Source organism: Pseudomonas sp. SWRI18 (assembly GCF_014268345.1).
Lineage (GTDB): Bacteria > Pseudomonadota > Gammaproteobacteria > Pseudomonadales > Pseudomonadaceae > Aquipseudomonas > Aquipseudomonas cedrina.
In genome coordinates this window covers 24,611-50,175 of sequence record NZ_JACCQQ010000004.1, presented here as the reverse complement: position 1 = coordinate 50,175, position 25,565 = coordinate 24,611, and the positions used below count along the sequence as shown (strand labels likewise).

Sequence of the window (25,565 nt, the reverse complement as noted above, 5' to 3'; positions counted from 1 at the left end):
GCTCCGCTGCGGTGGGGCTGGCATTCCAAACCTGGAATGCTGGCAAGGCATCCTCAGCATAGACAAGGATGCGGCCTCTGACATTCAGCCACGCGGTTTTTTACACAGCGAGTATCAGGCTCTTCAAATAATCGCCAAACCCGCCTTGTGCGCGGGCATCCAGGCGCGCACTGGTGATCACCTGCGGGGCGTGGCTCCAGGCGATGGAGGCGCCGGACGATTCGAGGTCGCGAACCAATTGGACATCTTCATGGCAGGCCAGGGGTTCGAAACCACCGGCGCGTACGTAGGCGTCGGCGCTCACCCCCAGGTTGGCACCGTGGATGTGCCGATGACCGTCACGCGCCTCGTAGCCCTGGTGGTAGCGAATCTGCGCAGCGGGGCCGAACGCTTCACCCCATGTATCCACCGTGACGGTGCCGCACACCGCGTCCACCCCCAGTGCGAGCTGGGCCACCAGCCAGTCGGGGGCTACCCGGCTGTCGGCGTCGGTGCAGGAGATCCACCGTGCGCCCTGGCTGATCAGGTGCCGCGCGCCAATGCCGCGCACCTGCCCGACATTACGCGCCTGGGCTTCCAGGCATTGCACCGGGTAACCCCGAGCGATGCCGGCACTGCCATCGCTGCAGCTGTCGAGTACCACCAGGACAGTGACTTCTTCGCCCAGCAGCCCCAGGTGGCTGGCCGCCATCAGCGCCGCTTTCAAGCAAGCGCCCAGCAGGGCCTCTTCGTTGTGTACCGGGATCAGAATGCCGATCAACGCAAGCCCTCGAGGGTGGCAACCGAGGTGCCGTCGCGGCTCCACAGGTCAAGAAAAAAGTCATGCTCGTGATGGGAGGCGAGTCGCGGCATGTGTAACTGCTGCTGGAGCAGGCCGTGCACCTGCTCGGCGGTGAGCGGGCAACCTTCGATGGGCGGGCGCCAATGGCAAGCCAGCACCTGGCCGTCTTCAGTCAGCGAGCCACGGGCGCGCTCGATCAACTCGCCCAGGTCGCTGGTGTCGAGGTAGTAACACAACTCGCTCAACACGATCAGCTCGAACTTGCCCGTAGGCCATTGCGCCGGCAGACGGCTTTGCCGCACCTCGGCATGAGGGAACCCCAGCAAGCGATTACGCGCCAGCGCCACCGCGGCCGAGGCAGTGTCGCAACACAGCAGGCGATCGCAGCGTGGCGCCAGCTCGAAGCTCAGCTCGCCATTGGCGCAGCCGGGCTCGAACACCGAGGCGTAGCGCGGGCGTGTGAGTATCGCCAGGGTCAACGCGCGTTTGCGTCGTTCGTACCAACGCTGGCGAAAGGCCCAGGGATCATCGTTTTCGGCGAACAATTGGTCGAAGTAGGGCGTGGCGACACTCAAACAAACACCACTTCAAAAGGTTGCAAGAGGCGCTCCACCACGTAGGGTGCGAGCACGGGCGCCAGGCCGACCTGCGGGTCGCCCTCCAGCTGGCTGGCGAAGGCATGGATGGCATGGCGCTTACGGGCCACGGCTTCGCAGCTCAGCGCAATCTTGCGCGCACGGTGCCAGGGCACCTGGCTGTCTTCGGGCGTTGCCCAGTGCCAGGTCCATACCGGCAGCTCATACAAAGTGGCGCCCACCGCCATTGCAGCCTTGGCGCTGGCGCGGCCGACGGCTTCATGATCGCAATGGCCATCCTCGCGCCAGGTGGTGAAGACCACGTCAGTAGGTTTGAGGTAGCGCTGGATAAACACCGCCAGCTCATCTTCGCGAGCGGCCACCTGACTATCGCCGAACCCCGCGCGCAACCATTTGAGGCTATGCAAGGGCACGCCCAGGCGATGCAGGGCCTGCGCCGACTCCTGCGGGCGTACCACGCTCAGGCGCTCCACGGGCCAGCGCCGCGAGCCGGGGTGACTGGCGCTGCCGTCGGTCACCGAGATCAACTGGATCGGCCGACCCAGTGCCGCCAGGCCTTGCAGCAAACCGCCGCAGCCCAGCACTTCATCATCCGGGTGCGGGGCAATGATGACCGCACGGTGGTCTTCAGGTACCAACTGCTCGACGCTGATCTGCGCCAGCTCGGCCATCTTCGCAGAGGCTTGCCAGCGATGCAGCGGCGTGCCCTGGCCAACGATCGGATTGGGTTTCATAACTGCCACCGTCCTGTGGGGGCCCTGGCGACGAGCTCGCCAAGGCCGGCCAAGTCGCGTTCGGCATGGCTCTGGCGCACATACACCGGCAGGTCCGCCATCAATTGGCCAAAGTGCGGGTCCTTGCAGTAGGGTCCGGCCCCCAGCGCACGCCCCACATGGCGCATGACTTGCTCAACGGTGTCTTCGACGCAGGCACGGGTCCGCTGGGCCAACTCCCTGGCATCGGCCTGTGGCGCAAGGTCAACCTGCCGCGCACTGGCGCGCAGCACGCAAGCTGCACTGTTCAATACGCTGTCGACGGCGCCAAGGTGGGCGAGGGCGTGGGGCTCTGCATGCGTGCTGCAGTGTTCAAGCAAAACCTGGGCCAGGCGTTCCGCGCCGCCATACCAGCAGGCGGCGATACCGATTCCGCCTTGCCAGAAACCGGGCCGGGACAAGTAATCGCCCGGTCCGCCCACGGCCAGGCCCCACGCCCCGTCGAACACGACGTCCACACTGCCGGTGGCCGCCATGCCCACGGCGTTCCAGCCTTCATCCGTCACGATGACACCGGGTTGCGCCATGGGCACCGCCACCAACTGTTGGCGGTCGTCTTCGTCCCAGGCAGTCACTAATCCATGGCTGACCACCGCCGCGCCGGAGCACCAGGCTTTACGCCCTTGCACGCTCAGGCACTCCCCGTCCCGCCGCACGCGCAGCTTGGCCGACGGCGGCTCGGCGGCCCACATTCCCCAGAGGCTGCCCAAGGGCGGCAACGGGCTGTCGAGCTCGGCCATGATCGCCAAGGCATCGGCGTGGCCTTCGAACAGCTTGCACAGGCGCAGGTCGTGACCCGCCACCTGCGCCAAGCGGCCGAAACGCGCCAGCGTCTGGCCGCTGCCGGGCAAGGGCAGTTGGTCCAGGCCTTCCTCCTGAAGTGCCTTCAGGGCCACGCCCAGGGCGTGCGTGTCAGCATAGCCCCGGAAGTCCTGGAGGCATCCATGCGCCTCCATTTCATACCTCGTCTTCACGCTGCAGTTCGAACAGCAACAGCGAACGGCCGGTGACGCCGTACTCATGTTCGAAATCGAAGCGTTCCTGGCCGCGCACGGCGGGCTCGTTGGTGTCGAGCATGCAGGTCCAGAACTCACCCTCGGGCACCGGCGGCAAGCGGAAATTGACCACGTCATGGTGGGCGTTGACCACCAGCAGCAGCGTGGCATCGGCGCCGGGCCGGCGAATCCCGGTTTCCTGGGCGCGACCATCCATCAACATGCCCAGGCAGCGGCCGTTGCTGTCTTCCCATTGTTCGGTTGTCATCTCCGAGCCGTCCGGCGACAGCCAAGTAACGTCTTTCACACCGATATCTTCGTTGTAGTCGCCGACCAGGAAGCGGCCACGACGCAGGATCGGGTAGGCCAGGCGCAGCTTGATCAAGCGTTTCACGAACTTGAGCAAGGCCTTGCCGTCCTCGTCCAGGTCCCAGTTGATCCAGCCGATTTCGCTGTCCTGGCAGTAGGCGTTGTTATTGCCGTGCTGGGTGCGGGCGAATTCGTCACCGGCCACCAGCATTGGCGTGCCTTGGGACAACAGCAATGTCGCGAAGAAGTTACGCATCTGGCGCAGGCGCAGGGCGTTGATTTCCGGGTCGTCGGTCGGGCCTTCGACGCCATGGTTCCAGGACAGGTTGTTGTTGCTGCCGTCCTGGTTGTTCTCGTCGTTGGCTTCGTTGTGCTTGTCGTTGTACGACACCAGGTCGTGCAGGGTGAACCCGTCGTGCGCGGTGATGAAGTTAACCGAGCTGTAAGGACGGCGGCCGCGATGGTTAAACATCTCGCCGGAAGCCGTCATACGCGCGGCGAAATCGGCCAACTGAGCGTCGTCGCCTTTCCAGAACGCACGCACGGTGTCGCGGAAACGGTCGTTCCATTCCACCCAGCCCGGCGGGAAATTCCCCACTTGGTAGCCGCCGGGGCCACAGTCCCAAGGCTCGGCGATCATTTTCAGCTGGCGCAACACCGGGTCCTGGCGGCAAGCCACGAGGAAGCTGTGGCGCTCGTCAAAGCCGTCACGGTAGCGGCCGAGAATGGTCGCCAGGTCGAAGCGGAAGCCATCGACATGCATTTCCGTGGCCCAGTAGCGCAGCGAGTCAGTGACCATCTGCAGGACGCACGGGTGGCTCAGGTCCAAGGTGTTGCCGGTGCCGGAATCGTTGATGTAGAAGCGCTTCTCGTCCGGCATCAGGCGGTAGTACGAGGCGTTGTCGATACCGCGCATGGACAGTGTGGGGCCGCGCTCGTTGCCCTCGGCGGTGTGGTTGTAGACCACGTCGAGGATCACTTCGAGCTTCTGCTCATGCAGGTGCGCGACCATTTCCTTGAACTCGGCGATCTTGCCGCTGGCGAGGTAGCGCGGGTCCGGGGCAAAAAACGCGATGCTGTTGTAGCCCCAGTAGTTGGTCATGCCCTTTTCCAGCAAATGCTGGTCGTTGACGAAGGCGTGCACCGGCAGCAGCTCAACCGAAGACACCCCCAACTGGCGGATGTGCTTGAGCACGTCATCTTCCATCAACCCGGCGCAGGTGCCGCGCACTGCCTCGTCGACCGAAGGGTGACGCATGCTGATGCCGCGCAAGTGGGTTTCGTAAATGATCGTACGGTCCCATGGCACCCGTACCGGTTGGTCGTTGCCCCAGGTGTGCGCTGGGTCGATGACTTTGCATTTGGGCACGAAGGGTGCGCTGTCGCGTTCGTCGAAACTCAGGTCGTCATCCGGGTGGCCGATGGTGTAGCCGAACAGCGCCTCGGACCATTTGAGTTCGCCCACCAGTTGCTTGGCGTAGGGGTCGATCAGCAATTTGTTGTGGTTGAAGCGATGCCCGTTGGCCGGGTCATACGGACCGTACACGCGATAGCCGTAAATCAGCCCGGGGTGGGCGTCGGGCAGGTAGCCGTGGAAGATCTCGTCGGTGTATTCCGGCAGCTCTATACGCTCAAGCTCTACTTCGCCGGTGTCGTCGAACAAGCACAGCTCGACCTTGGTGGCATTGGCCGAGAACAGGGCAAAGTTGACACCCAGTCCGTCCCAGGTGGCACCGAGGGGGAACGGTAAACCTTCACGCACCCGTGACGGTTCTCCGCCCGGCGTCGCTGGGGTCTTATGGGGTTTGCTCATGAATGTTGCTCCTGGAAGGGGAAATTCTTCGGGCCGAACGCGGCCCTGCCGACGGAAAGTCAGCTGATCGGTATCAAAAACAGAATCCCCTCCTGCCGACGGCGTCGGCAGGAGGGCTATGAAATAACGAGGGTCAGGGTTTGGGCTTTTTCGGCGCGGGCTTTTTAGCGGCCGGCGCCGGAGTCGGTTTGCTCGCAGGCGCAGGCTTGGCTTTTGCGGCAGGCGCTTTGGCGGCAGGCGACTTGGGCGCCGTCTTCGGCTTGGCCGCAGCCTTTGGCTTGCTTGGCGTCAGCGCTTCGGCTTCGGCCAGTTTGCGCGCCATCTCCCAGTGGCGAGCATCTTCACCATGGGGTTTGCCTTCAGATTCCCAGATCTGATGCGCCAGCTCGCGTATGCGTTTGTCTTCAGTACTCATCACAATGCTCCTCGCAGAAATTTTCAGCTTTCTTGATCATCAGAATTGATAAAGACATTGACCGGGAAATCCTCCAGGGCAGCGCTGATCGATAGCTCCTTGTCTGGTGTGACTGCGCCTGTGTGAAAAAGTCCCTTCCAGTTTTGGTTTGGCACGGCGAACGGTAATTTGACCCGCGTATCGCCCCAAACCTGCGCATTGATCTGCGGGTGCACACCGTTTTCAAGCAACTCATGGGACCAGCGCGGTACCACCACCAACAGGCGTTTGCCCTCATGTTCGCGACAGAATGCGACCACCCGTTCGGCATGCTTGCCGACCACTTCCAGCGGTGTATAGGCACCGCTGTGGAACACCTCGGGGTGGGCCTTGCGCAGGGCCAGTACCTGGGCAATCAGCGCTTGCTTGATACGCCCGTCGCGCCAGTTGAACAGCAATTCGCCCAAGTCCGGCGGCGTGTTCAGCGCCTGTTGCCGTGCGCTGAAATCCACTGGGCGGCGGTTGTCCGGGTCCACCAGGCTGAAGTCCCAGAACTCGTCGCCCTGGTACAGGTCCGGCACGCCCGGCGCAGTGATGCGAAGCAAGGATTGCGCCAGGCCATTGAGCGCGCCGGCCGGCGCGATGGCCTGCGCGGCGTCGCCGATGGCGGTACGCAGCGCCTGGCCTTCGTCACTGAGCAACAACCGTGACAGGAAGGCCTCGACGCCCTGTTCGTAGGCCTCGTTGGGCGCGCTCCAGCTGCTCTGCAACTTGGCTTCGCGCAACGCCTTTTGTTGCCATTGCCACAGGCGCTGTTTATATCCGCCAAAGTCAGCGTCCTGGTCCAGCGGCCAGCTACCGAGCAACGCCTGGTAGAGGATCAGTTCATCGCCGGCCGACGGCGCGTTGGCATCGGTACGCAACGGCGCGGCGAGGGCGCGCCACTGTTCGACCTGCTCGACGTACCACGGCGCGCATTCACTGAGCACGGCCAGGCGTGCGCGGGTGTCTTCGCCGCGCTTGTGGTCATGGGTGGCGGTGGCCAGCAGGTTGTCCGGGAACGCCTGCAGGCGCTCGCTGTTGACCTGATGAAACTCGGCCAATGGCGCGCTGAACTGCTCGGTACTGAAGCCCACGTCGTTGCGCGACAGCAAGACCGCCGAGCGATAGAACGCCGTGTCTTCCACCGCCTTGGCCGCGGCGGGCGAGGTCAGCTGCTGGAAACGCACGCAGGCATGCTTGAGGATCTTGCGCTCTCGGCCCACCGGGCGATTACGCCAGGGCTGGCCGCCGAGCCATTTTTCCAGGTGATCGAGCACCGGCCAGTCGCCTTCGCTCAAGGTCGTACGAGCGCCGTCCATGGCCTGCTGGAATACCTTGTCGTCGGCGGCACTGCGACCACGGGCGCTGATGTAGGTGCGGTACACCGGGAAGTGCACGATCAGTTCCTGCAAGGCGCGGCGGATGGCGCCCAGGGTCATGTCACGGGTCATCACATCGTCGCGCGCCACTTGCAACAGGGCCTGGGCCACGCTTTCGAAATCGCCGCCGAGGGAGCCGTTGAGGATCTGCTGCCGCGCCAGCCGTGCTTCTTCGATGAACGCCGAAGGCCGTTCGCTGTGGCGGGTCCACAGTTCAGCCAATGGCTCGAAGCCGCTCGGGTCGTGTTGCAGCAGCGACAGCTGGTTCATGAATTCATAGCCAGTAGTGCCGTCCACTTGCCAGTCTTCGCGCAGGGTTTCGCCTTCGCCGAGGATCTTCTCGACGAAGATCGGCAAATGCCGCTGCGGCGACAACGAATCGACACGGCGGCGCAGCTTGCGGCAGTAACCGCGCGGGTCAGCCAGGCCGTCGATATGGTCGATGCGCAGGCCATCCACCAGACCTTCGCTGATCAGTTCGAAAATCTTGCCATGGGTGGCTTCGAACACGGCAGCGCGCTCGACTCGCAGGCCGCCCAGTTCGTTGACATCGAAGAAGCGCCGCCAGTTGATATCGTCGGCCGCGGTGCGCCAGCTCGCCAGGCGGTAGGCCTGTTGTTCAAGCAGTTGATGCAGGCGTTCGAAGCCTTCCGGCTGGCGGCCGTCGAACTCGGTCAGGCGTTGTTCGATGGCGGGCAGCACTTCGGTGGCGCGTTCCGCCAATGCCTGTTTGAGCCACGCCGCCTCATGGTAGGCGTCGTCCTGATAGGCGAGGGCGCTGAACTGGTCGGCCAGGGGCTTGAGCGAGTCGCCAGTGCCCAGGATCGCTGCATAATCGCGTGGGCAGATCGGGAAACGGTGTTCGTAATGCTCGACATAGAACGCACCGTGGCTAGCATCGAAATGCAAGGTCAGCGTGCCGTTCTGCAAGGCTTCGCCGTAGTCGCTGCCGAGGAACGGCATCAGCAATTGGCCCTTGAGCAAGGGGTCGGGCGAATGCCACTGGATATCGAAGAACTCACTGTAGGGGCTCAACCGGCCCCACTCCAGCAGGTCCAGCCACCAGGGATTATCGGCACCGCCCACGGCCATGTGGTTGGAGACGATATCGAGGATCAGCCCCATGTCGTGCTCACGCAGTGCCGCCACCAGGCGGCGCAAGGCCGCTTCGCCACCCAGCTCCGGGTTGACGGTGGTCGGGTCGACCACGTCGTAGCCGTGCATGGAAGCGGCGCGGGCGCTGAGCAGCGGCGAGGCATACAGGTGGCTGATGCCGAGCTGGGCGAAATACGGCACCAGCGGCACCGCGTCATCGAGGGTAAAACCTTTATGGAACTGTAGGCGCTGGGTAGCGCGCAGGGGCAGTGCTTTCATCGGTCACGCTCATAGGCTTGGTTACGCGCGACGGCCAGCAGCTCGAGGCGGCGGGCAGCGCCGGCATTGTCGAGCAGGCTGGATGCCTCCCCCGGCAGGCGGCGGCGCCAATTGGGGTGGGTGTCGGTGGTGCCGGGCAGGTTGGCTTGTTCCTCGATGCCCAGCGCATCTTCCAGCGGCAGCAGTACCAGCGGCGCACGGGTGTGGCCGAGGTAACGCACGCTGGCGTCGATCATGTGGTCGGTTTCATTGCGGATTTCTTCGACGAAGTTCTGCGGGTCCTGGCTCAAGGCCTGGCGCAGCGCCTGGCGCTCGCGCAGGCGGTGCTCACTCCATTGCTCCACCGTGGGGGCGTCGATCAGGCCGAGCTGGACGTTCCAGTCGATATCGCGGCTGTGCCACCAACCGTTGAGCGTCGGCAGGTCGTGGGTACTGGTGGTGGCCAGCGCATTGTCGGGCCAGTCGAGGATCGGCTTGAACCGACCTTCGTGGTCTTGCTCGAACAGCAACACACGCATGCCCAGGATCGAGCGGGCGATGAGCTTTTCGCGCAGGCCATCCGGCACGGTGCCCAGGTCTTCGCCGAGCACAATGGCCTGGTGGCGGTGCGATTCCAGCGCGAGCAGGCGCAGCAGGTCATCCACCGGGAAATACAGGTACGCGCCGTCCTGCGGCGAGGCGTCCATGGGCATCACCCACAGGCGCTGCAAGCCCATCACATGGTCAATGCGCAGGCCGCCGGCATGGGCGAAGTTGGCGCGCAGCATTTCGATGAACGCGCGAAAGCCGTTGCGCTTGAGGCCTTCGGGAGAGAAAGCGGAAATACCCCAGCCTTGGCCGGCACGGTTGAGGATGTCGGGTGGCGCGCCCACGGTGAGGTCGGCGAGCAATTCATCCTGGCGGCTCCAGGCCTGGCTGCCACCGCCGTCGGCGCCCACCGCCAGGTCGGCGATCAAGCCGACGCCCATGCCGCTGCCGCGCGCGGCTTGTTGCGCGCGCTCCAGGCAGCGGGCGATCAGCCATTGGCTGAAGGCGTAGTAACCGATTTCATCGGGATTTTCTTCAGCAAACCTGGCCAGTGCCGGGCTCTGCGGGCTACGCCACTCCTCGGGCCAGTGGCGCCAGTCGAGGCTTTCACCGGCGGCGGCACGCGCCGCTTGCACGGCTTCGAAACGGCAGTGGTTCTCCAGCGCTTCGCCACCGGCCTGGCGGAAGCTCAGGAAGTCAGCGTGTTGCGGATGATGGCCGTGGCGGAAGTCTTCATACAGTGCGCGCAACAGGCGCTGTTTGGCGTTGGCGGCGGTGGGCCAGTCGATCAGGCTGTGCTGCTCCAGGTCGTGCAGCTCATCGGTCAGGCCGATGGCTTCGATGGCGTTGCGCACTTCACGTTCGCCCAGGATGCAGCCCGGTGAGGCGTACAAACTGTTGAGGAACAACCGACTCGAGGGCGAATACGGGCTGAACCGGCCGGTGTCGGCGCTGAACATCGCGTGCATCGGGCTGATCGCCAACGCATCCGCGCCGCGCTCGGCGGCGGAGCGGGCCAGGTGTTCCAGCGCCAAGGTGTCGCCAAAGCCGCCATCGCCCAAACGGCGCAGGGCATAGAGCTGGGCGCTGAGGCCCCAGGCACGGGCGGGTTGGGTGTCGACCGCTTCGGCCACGCTGTAGCAGTGGGCAGGCGCGACGGCGAGGGTGAAGGTCTGCTCGGCGATGTGCACCTGGTGATAGCCCAGGGCGATGATGCCGGGCAGGACGGCGTCGCCATCGAGCCGCAGTTCCAGGGTTTCGCCATTCTCAAGGCTGACTCGGCACAGGGTGTCCGGTTCGAAGTAACGCGCCAGGTCCAGGCTTTGGCCGCTGTCGATGGTCATCAAGGGTGGCAGGACTTTGTTCTGCTGTTCCTGCTCCAGTTCGTGCAGGCTGGCGTCGATCTCGGCGTCAGTGTCGGCCGGGTGGCCCAGGCCTTTGAGAACGGCGCGCAGGGCGTCGGGTTTCACTCGTTGCGGGCGGCCGTTTGCGTCGATCCAATCGACGGCCAGTCCCGCTCGGCTGGCGAGGATTTCCAGGTTCGCTTCGCTCAAGGGTGCTCTCCAACAGGGAATAAAGTAACGCGGGCGCTGAAAGGCGGCAGGTGTGCGCCATCGTTGACAGGCGTTTCGAACAGGACATGTTGCGTCGCGGGACGATCCAGGGGCGTAGCGCTGAGGTTCAGATCAATCTGCAACAGGCTGCCGTTGCCCAGGCGCCAGCGCGCACTGACCGCGCCGTCGGCCAGCACCTCGGCGCCCAGGGTCGTGCTGCCGGGCAGGTGCGGCACGATGCGCTGATGGCGCAGGCTCAGCAGGTGACGATAGAGCTGCGTGTGCTCGTTCTCGGTAAAAGTAGGCGTGGTTTGCAGGAACGTCGCCAAGGCATTCGGATCGGGGATGCGCTCGCGTCGCTGCGGGTCCTTGAAGGCGGCGAAATCCGCAAATTCATTGCGCCGGCCTTCACGCACCGCTTCGGCCAGTTCGCCGTGGTGATCGGTGAAAAACAGGAAAGGCTCGCTGGCGTTGGATTCATCGCCCATGAACATCAGCGGAATCATCGGCGACAACAGCAGCAGGGCGGTCGCCGCCTGCAAGGCCTGGGGCGGGCAGAGCTGGTGCAGGCGCTCGCCCAGGGCGCGATTGCCGATCTGGTCATGGTTCTGCAGGAACGCCACAAAGGCGCTCGGTGGCAGATGCCCACTGGGTTCGCCACGCTCATGGCCATGGCGCGTGGTGTGACCCTGGTAGATGAAACCTTCGCCCAGGCAACGTGCGAGCTTGGCCGTAGGCTCCTCGGCAAAATCGCTGTAGTACGCGTCGGTCTCGCCGGTCAGCAACACATGCATGACATTGTGGAAATCGTCGTTCCATTGCGCGTCGAAGTCCCGATCGTCCTGCAGCAGGCTGGCCTGGTTAAGCTCGTTTTCCAGCATCAGCCACACGTGTCGGCCGGCGTCCACTTGCTCGCGGACCCGGTGGGCCAGCTCCCTGAGAAAGTCCGGGTTGTCGATGGCATGCACCGCGTCCAGGCGCAGGCCGTCGAAGCGGTATTCAAGCAGCCACATCAGCGCATTATCCAGGAAGAAATCCCGAACCTGGCGACGATTGAAGTCGATACCGGCGCCCCACGGGGTGTGCACGTCTTCCTGGAAGAAACCCTTGGCGTACTGGCCCAGGTAGTTGCCATCGGGGCCGAAGTGGTTGTAGACCACGTCGAGGATTACCGCCAGACCATGCTCATGGGCGCTGTCGATCAAGTGCTTGAGCTGTTCGGGCGTACCGTAGGAGGCTTGGGGCGCGTAGGGCAGGACCCCGTCGTAGCCCCAGTTGCGCTCACCGGGAAATTGGGCCAAAGGCATCAATTCGATCGCGGTGACGCCCAGCTCGGCCAGGCGCGGCAGGTGCTTCTCGACGCCGGCGTAGCCACCCATCGCGCCGACGTGCAGCTCATAGATGACGGCTTCGTGCCAGAGGCGGCCCTGCCAGTTGGCGTTGCGCCATTGGTAGGCGAGCGGGTCGACCACCACGCTCCAACCATGCACGTCCGAGGCCTGGGCCCGGGACGCCGGATCGGGGACATCTTTTTCCCCGTCGATATTGAAGCGGTAGCGCGTGCCCGCCGGGCACGCTATTTCGGTTTCAAACCAGCCTTCTGCCTGGGGCAGCATGGCGACCGATTTGCCCCCTTCCAATTCAACGCTGACATAAAACGCATCTGGCGCCCACAAGGCGAAACGCGTGTGTTGCGCGTCCAGCATGATTGCGCCGTGGGGCCAGGTTTCCAGAGTCCGTAAAGGCATCTATAAAAACCTCTCTTTGATTATTTGACTGATTTCCCCAGGGCCTTGGCGACCAGCTGCTCGTACAGTTCGGCGTAGGGTTCCACCGCCTGGCTCCAGTTGAAGGGGCGCGTCATCGCCCGGCAACGCATGGCGTTGAGCAGGTCAGGGAAGGCGAACACCTTGAACGCACGGCTCAGGGCTTCCTTGTAGCTGTCGACGGTGGACTCATTGAACAGAAAGCCCGTCACGCCGTTTTCGATGGTATCGGCCAAGCCGCCGGTGTTGCGTGCAACCGGCAGCGAACCGAAGCGTTGGGCATACATCTGGCTCAGGCCGCAGGGCTCGTAGCGCGACGGCATCAACAGGAAGTCACTGCCGGCGAACATGCGGCGGGCATCGGTCTCGTTGAAGCCGATGCGCACGCCGATCTGGCCTGGGAAGCGCAGCGCCAGTTCACGCATGGCGTTTTCTTCCTCCGGCTCGCCGCGACCGATGATTGCGATCTGCCCACCTTGCTCGACGATAAAGCTGGCAACGGCTTCGGTGAGGTCCAGACCTTTCTGGAACACCAGGCGGGACACCACGGCGAACAGCGGGCCGGTCGACTCACTCAAGCCAAACAGCTCGCGCACTTGCGCAGCGTTGATGGCCTTGCCTTCCCAGTCGCCCACATTGAAGTTGTGGGCCAGGTGCGGGTCGGTCGAGGTTTCCCAGCTGTCTTCGATGCCGTTGGGGATGCCGCTGAGCAAGCCTTGCTGGGTCTTGCTGGCCAGGAAGCCATCAAGGCCGCAGCCGAATTCGGGGGTGGTGATTTCCTGGGCGTAAGTGGCGCTCACCGTGGTGATGTGGCTGGAGTAGGCCATGCCGGCCTTGAGGAACGACATCTTGCCGTAGAACTCCATGCCTTCCTGTTGCAAGGCGTGGGGCGGAATGCCCAGCTCAGGAGTGCAGCCCAGGCTGACCACGCCCTGGTACGCCAGGTTGTGGATGGTGAACAGCGTCGGGGTGCGTGAGCCGCGCCAGTGCATGTACGCCGGCGCCAGGCCAGCGGGCCAGTCGTGGGCGTGCACCAGGTCCGGGCACCAGTGGATCTGCGCCAGGTTGGCGGCCATGTCGGCGGCGGCCAGGCCCAGGCGGGCGAAACGAATATGGTTGTCCGGCCAGTCGCGGCCGTTGTTGGCGCCGTAAGGCGTGCCTTCGCGCTCGTAGAGTTCAGGGCAGATCAGCACATAGATGACCAGGCCGTCCTTGAGGTCCATGCGCCCGATCTTGCACGGCGGCAGCGCGGCGTGGCCACCCAACTCGCCGATGATGTGAATCGGGTTGTCGCTTTCCATCACCTGCGGGTAGCCGGGGATCAACACGCGCACATCGTGCAAGTGAGCCATGGCGCGGGGCAGGGCCGCCGACACATCGCCCAGGCCGCCGGTTTTCACCAGGTCGGCAAACTCGGAGGTTACAAACAGCACTTTCTTTCGATTGGGGTTATGACTGGACACCGGCCGCACCGTATTGAGGTCGACTACTAAAGAGGTCGACCCGCCAACTGGCTGACTAACACGCTCTCCCTGAATACTTGCTGCGGCACTGATCATAGTTCTCTCCAACGTGTTGGTTAGCTAATGGCCCGCTGCCATTAGCTCGATGACCGCTTCCTGCGGCCAAGCGCACAAGCGCACGACAATCTGGCAAGGCGTATGCCAGTTGCACGGTTAACTGAAAAAGATTGGATGGACGGGCATGTAGCGTGAATCGCGGAGTGCTCGCCTTGCCTTAAAACTTGACCAAGGGCCGAGTTGAAAAGTTTAGTTTTTTTGCGGGGTTTTTGTTTTGGAAGGGACCCATCGGTCAGGAGTCTAGGACAGATCCCAGAGCCTGTAGGGTTTTCGAGCGATTTTTGTAGGACAAAAAACTTTTAACCATATACCCATTGCTAAGGTCCCACGATTCTGTCGTGGGCTGCTTTGGTCTCGCCCAAGCGCGCCGGCCTCTGTAGTGAGCGGGCTCGCCCCGCGCTGGGTGGCAAAGCCGCCCCCCATAATGGCACCGCCGAGCCTCAGGATAACCCCGGCCGCACGTTTGGGGCGGCTTCGCCACCAGCGCGGGGCAAGCCCGCTCACTACAAGTGTGTTTTGCGGATGATTATGGTATTGCACCAGCGTGGTGCGTCAGCCGAGCACACGAACGGGCACGCCCGTCGCCCATGCCTGTATGTCTTCGATCATCTGCCCATAAAACTGCCGATAATTCTGTTCGCTCACATAACCCACATGGGGCGTGGCCAGTACATTCGGCAAGTGGCGCAACGGGTGATCCAGCGGCAGTGGCTCCTCGGCAAACACGTCCAGCGCCGCGCCGGCCAGGCGGCCGCTTTGCAGTGCCTGCACCAGCGCCGCCTCATCCACGATCGGCCCGCGTGCGGTGTTGACCAGCCGGGCGCCGGGTTTCATCCAGCCCAGCGCCTGGGCATCCACCAGCCCACGGCTGCGGTCGCTGAGCACCAAGTGAATGGTGAGGATGTCTGCCTGTTCGAACAGTGCCTTCTTGCTGACCCACGTCACGCCCGACTCGGCCGCCCGTTCCGGCGTGAGGTTTTCACTCCAGGCAATCACCCGCATGCCGAACACCTGGGCGAACTGCGCGACTTTCTGGCCGATGCTGCCCAGGCCGAGAATGCCCAGGGTCTTGCCATACAGGTCACCGCCCAGGCCAACCTGCCAGTGGCCCGCGCGCAACGCGTTGGCTTCGGCCACCAGGTTGCGGGTCGAAGCCATGATCAGCGCCCAGGTCAGTTCCGGCGCCGCTTGTTTATAGCTGTCGGTACCGCAGACCTGGATGCCCAGGGCCTTGGCGGCGGGGATGTCGATGGCGGCGTTGCGCATGCCGCCGGTCACCAGCAGCTTCAGCGCCGGCAAACCCTGCAGCAGGGCTTTGTCGAAGAGGGTGCGTTCGCGCATCAGGCAAATCACCTCGAAGCCCTTCAACCGCTCGATCAGGGTGGCGGTGTCCGCCGGGTAATCGTGCAGGAAATGCACCTGGCCCACCGTGTCGAGAACCGACCAGTCCACCACGCCGCTGGCGACGTTCTGCCAATCATCTATGACCGCGATCTGTACCGACATCACCAGTGCCTCGAAAAGGTTGGGTTAAAGGGCGTTCAGACCCTGCAACAGCGCTGTGTGAAACCGGGCCGGTTCTTCCATTTGCGGTGCGTGCCCCAGGCCAGGGAATTCCACCAGGGTTGCGTGGGGAATCAGTTCGGCCACTTGCTTGCCCAGCACCGCATAGTTGCCGAGCCTGGCCTTGACCGCCGGCGGCGCAATGTCCTTGCCGATGGCGGTGTTATCGGACGTGCCGATCAGCAGCAGTGTGGGCATCTGCAGGTTCTTGAACTCGTAATAGACCGGCTGGGTGAAGATCATGTCGTAAATCAATGCCGAGTTCCAGGCCACCAACTTACGCCCAGGGCCGTTGGCCAGGCCGGCGTACATGTCGACCCAGCGCTCGTACTCCGGTTTCCAGCGGCCGACGTAATAGGTGCTGAGCTGGTACTTGCGGATGCCCTCGGCGTTGACTTTGAGCTCACGCGCATTCCACTGGTCGACGGTGAGCGGAGGCACGCCCAGGGCCTTCCAGTCTTCCAGGCCGATGGGGTTCACCAGTGCAAGCTGCTCGGTTTGCTCGGGGTACATCAGCGCGTATCGCGTGGCGAGCATGCCGCCGGTGGAGTGGCCGATGAAGGTGGCCTTTTGAATGCCAAGCTGTTCCAGGAGCTGGTGGGTGTTGGTCGCCAGTTGCTGGAAACTGTATTGATAGTGGTCGGGCTTGCTGGAACTGCAGAAGCCGATCTGGTCCGGCGCGATCACACGGTACCCGGCGTCGCTCAAGGCCTTGATCGAGCCTTCCCAGGTGGCGCCGCAGAAGTTTTTGCCGTGCATCAGCACCACCGTGCGAGCGTTGGCCTGGCCTTTGGGCGCAACGTCCATGTAACCCATCTGCAACGTTTTACCCTGGGATTGGAATTGGAAATGCTGGAGCGGGTAGGGGTATTTGAAACCTTGGAGTTCAGGGCCATAGGTTGCGGCAAGCACCGGGGCGGCGCTGGCCGTGAGCAGGCCGGCGATACAAAAAGCGCGGATCAGAGGCATGGGCAGGGCTCCGGGAAAGGTGATCGGATGCTGTTGCGAGGAGATTAAGTGGGGATTAACCCCCACTGCAAGGTCACGGCCGCGAGCACGCCGTATCGAATGCTTTTGGCCAGGGTGACCAGCAGCAGGAATCGCCACAAGGGCTCGCGCATTACCCCGGCGACCAGGGTCAGCGGGTCGCCGATGATCGGCAGCCAACTGAGCAGCAACGTCCAATGACCCCAGCGCTCGTAATGTTGGCGCGCTTTGTCCAGCTGCCGGTCGCTGACCGGAAACCAGCGCCGCGTCTTGAAGTGCTCAACCCAGCGTCCCAGCCACCAGTTCAGCACCGAGCCGAGCACATTGCCCAGGGTGGCAATGGCCAGCAGCAGCCACAGGTTGAAATGCCCGCTGACGAGCAGGCCCACCAGCACGGCCTCCGATTGCAGCGGCAACAAGGTCGCGGCGCCAAACGCCGCGAAAAATAACCCCAGGTAAGCCGCGATCATTGCGCCGGGTAGTCAGCCACCACTGCGTCTTTACCCTCACGGGTCAGGCCGATGACCTGATAGGCCTCGCCGCGGCCTTGCACTTCCATGCCGGGCGAGCCCATGGGCATGCCGGGTGCCGCGATGCCCAGCAGGTCGTTGCGTTTGCGCAAGGCCAGCACCTGCTCGGCGGGCACGTGGCCTTCAACGAACTTGCCATCGATCACGGCGGTATGGCATGAGCCCAGGCGCGGTGCCACGCCGAGGCGTTTCTTGACGGCGCTCATGTCGGCTTCCACATGGTCGTTGACCTTGAAACCGTTGCTTTCCAGGTGGCTGATCCACTTTTTGCAGCAGCCACAGTTGGCGTCGCGGTGCACGTCGATGGGGATCAATTCGGCGGCTTGGGCCAGGCTGGTGGCGAACAGGGCTGACAGCAGGGCCAGACGCAATGTTGTTTTCATGGGAAGGCTCGCATGCAGGAGGTGGCCGTTGGGATGGCGATCATGACGGCGTCATCGCAGGCAAGCCAGCGCCCACAGGTGAACGGAGGCGCCGGTAATGTTTCTAAATTATACGAGATTCTACGAGAGGCGGGTTTTCCAAGCGGTGCTTGAGTTGGCCCAGGGCGACTGTCGACAGCTCGACCATGCGCGCTTGCAAGGTCGCCAGTTGCAGTTCGGTTTCATAGGTGAGCACGCGCTTGAACAGCGTGCCGCCTTGATGGGGCAGCAGGAAAAAATGAATGGAGCCATCGACGGCCACCGAGGTGAACACCGCCTTGAATTCGCCGGGGCGTCGGTCGACTTGTACGCGGTAGCTCAAGGGAACCCGCACACCCAGCAGGTCGATGAATTCGGTGAAGCGTGCACCGGCCGGGAGTGATCCGGTGGTGCCGGTGTCGGCACCCAGGGACGTGGGGTGCCATTCGTGCCAGCGATCCGGTTGGGTCACGTAGTCGTAGACGGCTTCGATAGGGGCCTGGATAAAGCGTTCCTGACTGATCCGCTCCAAGCGGACCGACTGCTCGGCTGCGCGCATGGCACACCTCCTGTGTGGCGGTACTAGGTACGTCGAACTGTCAGAATAGCCCCACTCCCGCACATTGCACGGGAGTGTTTCATCCGTTTATCACCGCACCTTGAATCGGCCCATCAAGGCAATCACCCGGCCGTTCGCATCCAGCAGGCTCTGGGTATTGGTTTCAGTGGCATGGCCGCTCTGCACCAGCTCTTCGACCATCTGTCGGATCTGCACCATGCTGCGATTGATCTCCTCGGTCACCGCGCTTTGCTGCTCGGCGGCCGTGGCGATCTGGGTGCTGAGGTTATTGATGTGGCTGACGGAACCGGCCATCTCATCCAGGCCGGTGTTCACCCGCGCCGTGGCGTCCGCCGCCGACTGGCAACTGGCCTGGGTGTTTTCCATGGCCGCGACCGATGAACTGACGCCGGCGGTCAGGCGCGTGAGCATTTCATTGATCTGCGAGGTGCTGGCCTGGGTACGTGCGGCAAGTGCGCGGACTTCATCGGCGACCACCGCGAAACCACGGCCTTGCTCGCCGGCCCGCGCCGCTTCGATGGCGGCGTTGAGGGCGAGCAGGTTGGTCTGGCCGGCAATCGCGCCGATCACGCCGAGGGTTTCAGTGATGCGCGCGGCGTCCTGGCGCATGTTTTCCACGCTGTGGGTGGCGCTGGACACTTCGCCGATCAAGGCGCTGACGCTGTTGGACGCTTCACCTACAACCACGCGGGAGCGGTCGGCGTGCTCGTTGGCGCGCTGGGTGAACGCAGCGGTTTCGGCGGCGTTCTGCGCAACGGTGTCGGCGGTGGAGCTCATTTCGGTGATGGCGGTGACCGTCTGGTCGGTCTCCGAGGCATGCCGCACCAGGATCTGGTTGGTGTGCGCCGAGGTCCGTTGCAGTTGCTCAAGGCTCGACGACATGGCGCCGGTGGCTTGGGTGACTTCGCCGATCATGTTCTGCAGGTAGACAATAAAACGGTTCACCGAGTGGCCGATGGCGCCCAGTTCGTCTTCGGCGCGGATGGTGATGCGACGGGTAAGGTCGGCGTCGCCGGCGGACAACGCGTCGATGTTGGCTTTAAGGTTCGTCATGCGCTGCACCAGTTGGCGGATCGCATACACCGCGAGCAGAACCAGCAGCAACACCATCGGGATTTGCAGCAACGCGAGAGTACCCAGCACGTCATCGCGCTGGGCGGTGATCAGCGAAGTGGGCAGGGCGGTGGCGAGGAACCACGGCGTGCCGGCGATGGGGCGCATGTAAAAGGTGCTGGCCACGCCTTGGTTGTCGAACTCGCTGCGTTGCAGCGCCTGGTCGCGGTTGGCCAGGGCCTTGCTGACCTGGGCGGCGAACGCCGAGGTGCCGGTGAGTTCGCTGATGTTTTTCAACACCACCGGGCTGCTGATGCGCGTGCTGTTGCTGATGATCTTGCCGTCGCCTTCGACGATCAGCATTTGCCCGCCGATGTCTTTTTCTTTGCTGGCGACCAGGTCATTGAAGAAGCCCAGGGTCACGTCGATGGTGGCGACACCGTATGGCGCGCCGTCGCGCTGGATCGCCATGGCGCAGTTGGTGCGTGGCTCCTGGCTGGCGTCGTCCTTGTAGGCGGCGGCCCAGGCGCATTGGCCGCGTGGCGAGGCCAGGCCGCCCTTGTACCAGCTCTGGTCGTAGTAGTTGGGCGCGGGGTCGCTGTTCCAGAAGGTATTGACCGCCAGTTTGCCCGACGCATCGCGGTGCCAGAACGTGCTGTGCTTGTTGCGCCCAGGCGTGCGCTGGTTGGGCAACGGCCAGATGCCGCCGCCGAAGACCTTCAGCTCGCCATATTGATCGACCAGCCCAGGCAGGACCTTGTCGATGGCATCACTGTCGAGCAAGGGGATGGTCTGGGTGATGGTGCGTTGCTGGGACTGAACCTTGTTCAACTCGCCCTGGATCTGTACGGCGACCTCGGCGATGCGGTTGAGCACCACCTGTTCTTCGGTATGGCGCAACGTGGGCGCGACCAACTGGCCGATACCCACTACGGTCAACACAAATAACACCAGGACGAACAGCACCAGGAACAGGGTGTAGCGGGCTTGGATGGAGCGCAGTGGGGGCATGGGGTCGTCCTTACGAAGCGTTTATTGTCGACGCGGCTTTGTTAGAGCTTCGTAGGGCTATCGGCTTGGAAAGGCGCAGCTTTAGGTACGCATGTGCAAGAAAAACGGGGCGCTTTTAACGGCGCCCCGTATCGCTGATCCACCTGAAGGCCTTTTCACCTGGGTAAAGATGGGGCGTTCATGAACGGCCCTAGATATCCAGCATCGCCATCACTTCCTTGGGGTAGCGTTGGCCGGCTGCCGCATCGCTCGGGAAAATCGCGTCCAGGGCTGCCAGCTCCGTCGGGCTGAGGCTGATCGAAACGGCTGCCGCGTTTTCTTCCAGGTACTTGCGCTGCTTGGTGCCGGGGATCGGAATGATGAAGTCGCCCTGTGCCAACACCCAAGCCAGCGCGAGTTGCCCGGCGCTGACGCCCTTGTCGGCCGCCATCGCTTGCACCTTCTGGACCAGTTGCAGGTTCCTGGCGAAGTTCTCGCCCTGGAAACGCGGGCTAAAGCGGCGGTAGTCATCGGCGTCGAAGTCATCCGGGCTTTGCAGCGCGCCGGTCAGGAAGCCTCGGCCCAACGGGCTGTAGGGCACGAATGCGATGCCCAGGCGTTGGCAGGCGGCGAGGCAGCCGTTGTGTTCCTGGTCGCGGCTCCACAGCGAATATTCACTTTGCAACGCGCTGATCGGGTGCACCTTGTGCGCGCGTTCCAGGGTCGCGGCGCTGGCTTCGCTCAGGCCCAGGTAACGCACCTTGCCCTGTTGCACCAACTCGGCCATGGCGCCGACGGTTTCTTCGATGGCCACATCCGGGTCGATGCGGTGCTGGTAGTAAAGGTCCAGCGTGTCCACACCCAGGCGCCGCAGCGTGCCGTCGATGGCTTGGCGCACGTATTCGGGGCGGCCATCCACGCCACGGGACGTGGGCTGGGCCGGGTCACGCACGATGCCGAACTTGCTGGCCAGGAACACTTGCTCACGTTTGCCGGCGATGGCCTTGCCGATCAACTGTTCGTTGGTGTGAGGACCGTACATGTCGGCGGTGTCGAGAAAGTTGATGCCCAGCTCCAGCGCCCGGTGCAGGGTCGCGACGGCTTCCCGGGTGTCGCTGCCGGGCGCGTAGAAATCGCTCATGCCCATGCAGCCGAGGCCGATGGCGGAGACGAACGGGCCGTGGGTGCCGAGTTGACGTGTGTGCATCGGTAGAGCTCCTGTGTGGGTAGGCTCGCATTGTTACGCTCGACAAAGTCGGGATAAACCGGCTAAAAGCACTATCACTATTCGTATTATCTAAACAATCTGCTCAAGGGAGCTGCAACGTGGACCGTTTCAACGCGATGCGCGTGTTTACCCGGATCGTCGAACTGCGTGGCTTCGCCAAGGCGGCCGACAGCCTGCAACTGCCGCGCGCCTCGGTGACGGTGCTGATCAAGCAGTTGGAAGCGCACCTGGGCGTGCAGCTGTTGCAACGCACCACGCGGCAGGTCAGCCCCACATTGGATGGCGCCGCGTACTACCAGCGCTGCGTACAACTGCTGTCGGACCTCGAGGAAACCGAAGCGGTGTTTTCGGCGAGCCGGCTGAACCCGCGTGGCATCTTGAGCATTGATATGCCCTCGGGTATCGGGCGTTTCCTGGTGATCCCGGCCTTGCCCACCTTCAGCGCCCGATACCCACAGATCGAATTGGAAATCGGCTTGAACGACCGGCCGGTCGACCTGATCCGCGAAGGCGTGGATTGCGTGCTGCGCGGCGGCCTGGTGCTGGACGATTCGCTGGTGGCCCGCCCCCTGGCGACGATGGACCAGATAACCCTGGCCAGCCCCGCATACCTGGAGCGCATGGGCGTGCCGCAAACCCTTGATGACCTAGTCCGCCATCAGATGGTCGAATACGTCTCCAGCGCCAGCGGCAAACGGTTTGGCCTGGAGTTTCTGATCGGCGCCGAACTGCGTCCGGTCAACCTGCCCAAGGTAGTCGCGGTCAACAGTGCCGACGGCTACTTCTGCGCCTGCGAAGCCGGGTACGGGCTGATCCAGGCGCCGTACTACCACGCCCGCCAGCAGCTGGCGCTGGGCAAGCTGGTGGAAGTGCTGCCCCAGTTGGCGGTGCCGAAAATGGCCCTGACCGCGCTGTACCCGCCGCACCGCCAGTTGTCCCAGCGCGTGCGGGTGTTTGTCGATTGGCTGGTTGAACTCTGCGCGCAACCCGGCACCGGTTTGCAGCGCCAGGCATCGCCTGTACCATGAGCGCCCGTCGTAGCCGATCGGCGATGCACAGGGGCTACATTTTTCAGGTTCAGGAACCCGTCATGACACAAAAGCAGCGTTTGAAATATTCGATTCTGATTGCCCTGGCCGTCCTGGCGACGATGTTCGGCCTGTCCTACCTGCAGAACACCGGGGTAATCAGCGAGAAGACATTCCAGACCATCGCCATTGCGGTCGCGGTGGTCGTGGTGGTGATCAACGGCGTCATGCGCCGCAAGGTCAAGCTCTAGGCCGCGGGTCGCGAATCAGGCGCGACCTTCGAGTACCTTCGCAGCCTCTTCATGGAGGCTGTAGCTTTTGTCGGCATTGAGGGTGATCACGCCCTCGCTGCACAGGCGCTTGAGCACTTCGCGCACGCTGAGAAACGACAACGGGATGCCCAATTCCAGCAAGTGGCTGTGCACGCCGCGCACGCCCAGGGTGCGCTTGTTGTCGGCGGCGGTGAGCAGGGCGTCGATGACCTTCAACCGGATCAGGCTGGTGCGCAAGCCAAAACACTTGAGCAGGTGGCGGATACGCTGGTTGCCTTGCTGGTCGGGCGCCTTGCCGAATGTTTGTGTGCCGCTGGCGAAATTGGCCTCGGCAGCCGGTGAATGTCCGTCCGTGGGCACTTGCGGGTTATACATGCAAAAACTCCTTATCAGAGCCTGATCAGGAAAAAATGAGCGCTCTTGGTTAGTAAGACGAACGAGCGAGCGAAATCATGAAGTCCTGGATGTAGAAATTTCGTCAGTATCGGTTTTGTCACATTCACGCTGCCTTCTATAAACGTCACCCCCGCTAAATTATTCCCGCTGGTTTGCGTTCTTACGGTGGGGTTATTGCCCCTGGTAAGACGGTTAAATCTGACGGTGGAGTGCGCGTGATTATTTCCAAAGGGTTGTCCAGGGTAGGTGTGGCCGGAGTGTTGCTGGGGGCGAGCCTGGCGGCCTCGGCGCGGGAGCCGGTGACACAGGCGTCGGCGGATATCCGTCGCACCAGTTACGGCGTACCGCATATTCGCGCCACAGATGAACGTGGCCTGGGCTTCGGCATCGGCTACGCCTATGCGCAGGACAATCTGTGCCTGCTGGCCAACGAAGTCGTCACCGTGAATGGCCAGCGCGCCCGGTTCTTCGGCCCCGAGCAGGCGACCCTGGAAGAACGCAACAACCTGGCCAGCGATCTGTTCTTCAACTGGCTGAATACGCCGGAGGCGGTCGCCGCGTTCTGGAAAGCGCAGAGCCCGCAGATGCAGCAGCGCATTGACGGCTATGTGGCCGGCTATAACCGTTACCTGAAAGAGCAGGGCGCTCCGGCGCAATGCCAGGCGGCCTGGGTGCGGCCGCTGGTGGCTGAAGACGTGGTCAAATTGACCCGCAGGCTGTTGGTAGAAGGCGGTGTGGGCCAATTCGCCGAAGCCCTGGTCGGCGCGACACCGCCCCAAGCGGCCGTCAGCGTAACGTCCACAGCCAAGGCCTTTGAGCTGGCCGCCGCGAACCGCGAGCGTTTCGCCTTTGATCGCGGCAGTAACGCGGTGGCGGTGGGGCGTGATCGGTCATTCAACGGGCGCGGCATGTTGCTGGCCAATCCGCACTTCCCGTGGGTGGGCGGCATGCGTTTTTATCAGATGCACCTGACCATTCCCGGCCGACTGGACGTCATGGGCGCCGCGTTGCCGGGCTTGCCGGTGATCAATATCGGCTTTAACCGGCATGTGGCATGGACCCATACCGTGGACACGTCCAAGCACTTCACCCTGTACCGCCTGACCCTGGACCCCAAGGACGCCACGCGCTATATGCTCGATGGCAAATCCATCCCCTTGGATAAAACCACGCTGAGTGTGCAGGTCAAGCAGGCCGATGGCAGCCTCAAGGACCAGTCGCACACGGTCTACAGCTCGCAATTCGGCCCGGTGGTGCAATGGCCGGGCAAACTCGACTGGGACAGCCACTACGCTTTCAGCCTGCGTGACGCCAACCTCGGCAACGACCGCGTGCTGCAACAATGGTACGCGATGAACCGCGCCGACAGCCTCGAAACCCTGAAAACCTCGGTGCACAGCCTGCAAGGCATTCCGTGGGTCAACACCCTGGCCGCCGACGACCAGGGCCAGAGCCTGTACATGAACCAGTCGGTGGTACCCAACGTCAGCGCGGCCAAACTGGCGCAATGCAGCGACCCCCGCGCCGGTCTGCAAATGATCATGCTCGACGGCGCCCACAGCGCCTGCGCCTGGGACATCGACCCGCGCGCGGCCCAGCCCGGCATCTTCCCGGCCGACCAACTGCCGCAACTGCAACGCAGCGACTACGTGCAGCATTCCAACGACTCGGCATGGCTGGCCAACCCCGAGGCGCCGCTCACCGGGTTCTCCCCGGTGATCAGCCAGGACCACATCGGCCTCGGCCCGCGCGCGCGTTTCGCCCTGCAACGCCTGCAATCGCTGGATAAACCCATCAGCGTTGCCGACCTGCAAAACATGGTGATGGACAACGAGGTGTACCTGGCAGGGCAAGTCATGCCAGACCTGCTTACGTTCTGCGCCAAACACCTCGGCGCGGACATCACAGCCCTGTGCACCAGCCTGAAAAGCTGGGACCGGCGCGCCAACCTCGACAGCGGCCTGGGCCTGGTGCACTTCATCAACCTGATGCAATCGCTGCAGCAGATCCCCGATGCCTGGCGCGTCGCCTTCAACCCGGCCCGGCCCCTTACCACCCCACGCGGCCTGTCCATCGACCGCGCTGCTGTGGCCAAAGCCCTGCGCGAAGCCATGCTGGCCTCCAGCGCCGAAGTCGCCAAACTCGGCTTGAGCGCCGACAGCACCTGGGGCGACGTCCAGGTCAGCGGCCAAACCCCGATCCACGGCGGCCCGCAAGAGCTTGGGATCTATAACGCCATGCAAACCGTGCCCCGCGCCGACGGCAAGCGCGAAGTGGTCAGCGGCAGCAGCTACCTGCAAATCGTCACCTTCGACGATCAAGGCCCCCATGCCACCGGCGTGCTCGCCTTCTCCGAGTCCGGCAACCCGGCTTCCCCCTACGCCAAGGACCAGACCCAAGCTTTCTCGCGCAAACAATTGCACCCGCTGCCTTTCACCGAAGCCCAGATCAAGGCCGACCCGCACTACCAACAGCTGCACATCCAGCAGTAGGGCAGGCACGCAACCCCTTGATGCCAATGCGAAATATTTTTGAAATCAAGGGGTTGCACGGTATGGTAAATACGTACATAATGGCGCCCATCGAACGCAACGAGGTATTAAAAACCTCAATGTATTCAATGAGTTAGAGTAGAGGCATGGCTTTATGGCCCG

The 25,565-nt window shown here is 63.2% G+C and carries 21 protein-coding genes; 3 read left to right on the top strand and 18 right to left on the bottom strand.

Annotated features, from left to right (window positions below; translation table 11 throughout):
• Positions 1-100: 100 nt before the first annotated feature.
• From H0Z09_RS06720 to H0Z09_RS06640, 17 genes are all read right to left on the bottom strand, one after another.
• Positions 101-760 carry a glycosyltransferase gene (locus tag H0Z09_RS06720; protein ID WP_186688719.1) on the bottom strand — a complete coding sequence of 220 codons (660 nt, stop codon included), beginning with the start codon at positions 758-760 and terminating at the stop codon, positions 101-103.
• Positions 757-1,356, bottom strand: a complete 600-nt coding sequence (locus tag H0Z09_RS06715) for an SAM-dependent methyltransferase (protein ID WP_186688717.1) — start codon at positions 1,354-1,356, stop codon at positions 757-759. The genes H0Z09_RS06720 and H0Z09_RS06715 overlap by 4 nt, the downstream gene beginning before the upstream one ends.
• Complete coding sequence (locus H0Z09_RS06710) at positions 1,353-2,111, bottom strand: PIG-L family deacetylase (RefSeq protein WP_186688715.1); 759 nt, start codon at positions 2,109-2,111, stop codon at positions 1,353-1,355. Before H0Z09_RS06710 ends, H0Z09_RS06715 begins: the two co-directional genes overlap by 4 nt.
• A complete protein-coding gene (locus tag H0Z09_RS06705; RefSeq protein WP_186688713.1) occupies positions 2,108-3,106 on the bottom strand; it encodes an acyl-CoA dehydrogenase family protein in 999 nt (332 codons plus the stop codon). The genes H0Z09_RS06710 and H0Z09_RS06705 overlap by 4 nt, the downstream gene beginning before the upstream one ends.
• Before the next feature lies 1 nt (position 3,107).
• Positions 3,108-5,267 (bottom strand): glycogen debranching protein GlgX, encoded by a 2,160-nt coding sequence (gene glgX / locus H0Z09_RS06700; protein ID WP_186688712.1) that lies wholly within the window; start codon positions 5,265-5,267, stop codon positions 3,108-3,110.
• Between the two features lie 133 nt (positions 5,268-5,400).
• Complete coding sequence (locus H0Z09_RS06695) at positions 5,401-5,682, bottom strand: DUF2934 domain-containing protein (protein WP_186688711.1); 282 nt, start codon at positions 5,680-5,682, stop codon at positions 5,401-5,403.
• Positions 5,683-5,705: 23 nt separating this feature from the next.
• Entirely contained in the window at positions 5,706-8,456 is a 2,751-nt protein-coding gene (locus H0Z09_RS06690; RefSeq protein ID WP_186688709.1) for a malto-oligosyltrehalose synthase, read from the bottom strand.
• On the bottom strand, positions 8,453-10,537 hold the full coding sequence (malQ, locus tag H0Z09_RS06685) for a 4-alpha-glucanotransferase (RefSeq protein ID WP_186688707.1): 2,085 nt from the start codon (positions 10,535-10,537) through the stop codon (positions 8,453-8,455). The genes H0Z09_RS06690 and malQ overlap by 4 nt, the downstream gene beginning before the upstream one ends.
• Positions 10,534-12,285 (bottom strand): malto-oligosyltrehalose trehalohydrolase, encoded by a 1,752-nt coding sequence (gene treZ, locus H0Z09_RS06680; RefSeq protein WP_186688706.1) that lies wholly within the window; start codon positions 12,283-12,285, stop codon positions 10,534-10,536. Before treZ ends, malQ begins: the two co-directional genes overlap by 4 nt.
• 20 nt (positions 12,286-12,305) lie before the next feature.
• Positions 12,306-13,862 (bottom strand): glycogen synthase GlgA, encoded by a 1,557-nt coding sequence (gene glgA, locus H0Z09_RS06675; RefSeq protein WP_076953860.1) that lies wholly within the window; start codon positions 13,860-13,862, stop codon positions 12,306-12,308.
• Between the two features lie 573 nt (positions 13,863-14,435).
• Positions 14,436-15,389, bottom strand: a complete 954-nt coding sequence (locus H0Z09_RS06670; protein ID WP_186688705.1) for a D-2-hydroxyacid dehydrogenase family protein — start codon at positions 15,387-15,389, stop codon at positions 14,436-14,438.
• A gap of 24 nt (positions 15,390-15,413) precedes the next feature.
• Positions 15,414-16,415 (bottom strand): alpha/beta hydrolase, encoded by a 1,002-nt coding sequence (locus H0Z09_RS06665; RefSeq protein ID WP_186688703.1) that lies wholly within the window; start codon positions 16,413-16,415, stop codon positions 15,414-15,416.
• 44 nt (positions 16,416-16,459) lie between these two features.
• The gene (locus H0Z09_RS06660; protein ID WP_186688701.1) at positions 16,460-16,903 is read right to left on the bottom strand and encodes a YqaA family protein; all 444 of its coding nucleotides are present in this window, start codon (positions 16,901-16,903) and stop codon (positions 16,460-16,462) included.
• Positions 16,900-17,346 carry a DUF411 domain-containing protein gene (locus H0Z09_RS06655; protein ID WP_186688699.1) on the bottom strand — a complete coding sequence of 149 codons (447 nt, stop codon included), beginning with the start codon at positions 17,344-17,346 and terminating at the stop codon, positions 16,900-16,902. The genes H0Z09_RS06660 and H0Z09_RS06655 overlap by 4 nt, the downstream gene beginning before the upstream one ends.
• Positions 17,347-17,449: 103 nt before the next feature.
• Positions 17,450-17,923 carry an SRPBCC family protein gene (locus H0Z09_RS06650; protein WP_186688698.1) on the bottom strand — a complete coding sequence of 158 codons (474 nt, stop codon included), beginning with the start codon at positions 17,921-17,923 and terminating at the stop codon, positions 17,450-17,452.
• A gap of 90 nt (positions 17,924-18,013) precedes the next feature.
• Positions 18,014-20,008, bottom strand: coding sequence for a methyl-accepting chemotaxis protein (locus H0Z09_RS06645; RefSeq protein WP_186688697.1), 1,995 nt, complete (start codon positions 20,006-20,008; stop codon positions 18,014-18,016).
• Positions 20,009-20,198: 190 nt separating this feature from the next.
• Positions 20,199-21,194 carry an aldo/keto reductase gene (locus H0Z09_RS06640; RefSeq protein ID WP_186688695.1) on the bottom strand — a complete coding sequence of 332 codons (996 nt, stop codon included), beginning with the start codon at positions 21,192-21,194 and terminating at the stop codon, positions 20,199-20,201.
• Between the two features lie 119 nt (positions 21,195-21,313).
• Between H0Z09_RS06640 and H0Z09_RS06635 the strand changes: the two genes are divergently transcribed.
• Positions 21,314-22,243, top strand: a complete 930-nt coding sequence (locus H0Z09_RS06635) for a LysR substrate-binding domain-containing protein (RefSeq protein WP_186688693.1) — start codon at positions 21,314-21,316, stop codon at positions 22,241-22,243.
• A gap of 62 nt (positions 22,244-22,305) precedes the next feature.
• On the top strand, positions 22,306-22,494 hold the full coding sequence (locus H0Z09_RS06630; protein ID WP_049713137.1) for a hypothetical protein: 189 nt from the start codon (positions 22,306-22,308) through the stop codon (positions 22,492-22,494).
• Positions 22,495-22,509: 15 nt separating this feature from the next.
• On the opposite strand, the gene H0Z09_RS06625 is transcribed toward H0Z09_RS06630, so the two are convergent.
• Positions 22,510-22,890, bottom strand: coding sequence for a fe2+ zn2+ uptake regulation protein (locus H0Z09_RS06625; RefSeq protein ID WP_186688691.1), 381 nt, complete (start codon positions 22,888-22,890; stop codon positions 22,510-22,512).
• Positions 22,891-23,126: 236 nt separating this feature from the next.
• Here H0Z09_RS06625 and H0Z09_RS06620 point away from each other — a divergent pair, with 236 nt between their 5' ends.
• Positions 23,127-25,403 (top strand): penicillin acylase family protein, encoded by a 2,277-nt coding sequence (locus H0Z09_RS06620; RefSeq protein WP_186688689.1) that lies wholly within the window; start codon positions 23,127-23,129, stop codon positions 25,401-25,403.
• The last annotated feature ends 162 nt before the right edge of the window (positions 25,404-25,565 follow it).